This is a genomic window from Longirhabdus pacifica (assembly GCF_004115085.1).
GTDB classification, from domain to species: domain Bacteria; phylum Bacillota; class Bacilli; order Paenibacillales; family DSM-105158; genus Longirhabdus; species Longirhabdus pacifica.
Window position 1 is genome coordinate 1 of the sequence record NZ_QXJP01000064.1, and the last position, 942, is coordinate 942.

Consider the following 942-nt stretch of genomic DNA (forward strand, 5'->3'; position numbering starts at 1 on the left):
AATTTGAAAACCATTCCGTAATCGTTACTAAAAAGTAGCAATAAAATGTGTTTATGCTCTCTAATAATGAACCTTGAAATATAACAAATAAGCAAGCAATAGCCATACCGTGTAAAAACAACATAAACATAATGACAGGTAATTGTATTAAAAAACTTTGATAAAATACATGTTTATTTTCTTGTGTATGCATATTCATGAATGACTTCATTCCTTTTCTTTAGTTAGTTTAATTACACTATATTAAATTAACCTTTATTTTGTAAATGAGTATTTAGTACTAATTTTATAGCTATATTGTTATCAATGACAAAGTTGCATCACATACTACCATACGTTGTAAACCGTTTATTAGATCATAAAACAGCCATTAACCGTCTAGTGTTAGTGCAGACGACTATTGGCTGTTTTATGATTAAACTGAGTTCATTAATGTATATTTCAAGAAAATCAAAAAATATATACATTACTATCCTTATTCATAGATCTGCTCATTCCCTTTGATGGAACTATATTGAAAGTACTAAGGAATTATCTAAAATTTTTTTGGAATTACATTACGAGATAAATCGGTGTGAAGTACAGTACACCAAATCCAATCATTGAACCTACATGAATTAAAAACTGTTTTATATCTTTAGATTCTATTATTTCTTTATGTTGTAATTTTTTATATAAATATCTTGCATCTTTTATAGAAGATATTAGTCTTGCTAAAAACATTCCCCCAGCAAATGCAATAATAAAAAAAAGTGCTAGTCCTCTTTGAGAGGAAGAAAACGAAAACGAACTATTAAACACAATGATCGTCCATACGATAAATGAAATAATAATACATATTATTTCTGTTATATTAAATTCTCCATTTTTTCTTTTGTTTTCTATATCACTTATGGCCTCTCCTTGAATAGCATGATCATTTAAAAATTGACGTAAACGATG

General features: G+C 27.0%; 2 protein-coding genes. Both read right to left on the minus strand.

Features of this window, described 5'->3' with window-relative positions; genetic code table 11:
• Positions 1-199: hypothetical protein (locus D1Z92_RS17530; RefSeq protein ID WP_206099781.1), on the minus strand; the 199-nt coding region annotated here is incomplete at its 3' end.
• A gap of 353 nt (positions 200-552) precedes the next feature.
• Positions 553-942 (minus strand): hypothetical protein (locus D1Z92_RS17455; protein WP_164931704.1); only part of this gene is annotated, 390 nt, incomplete at its 5' end.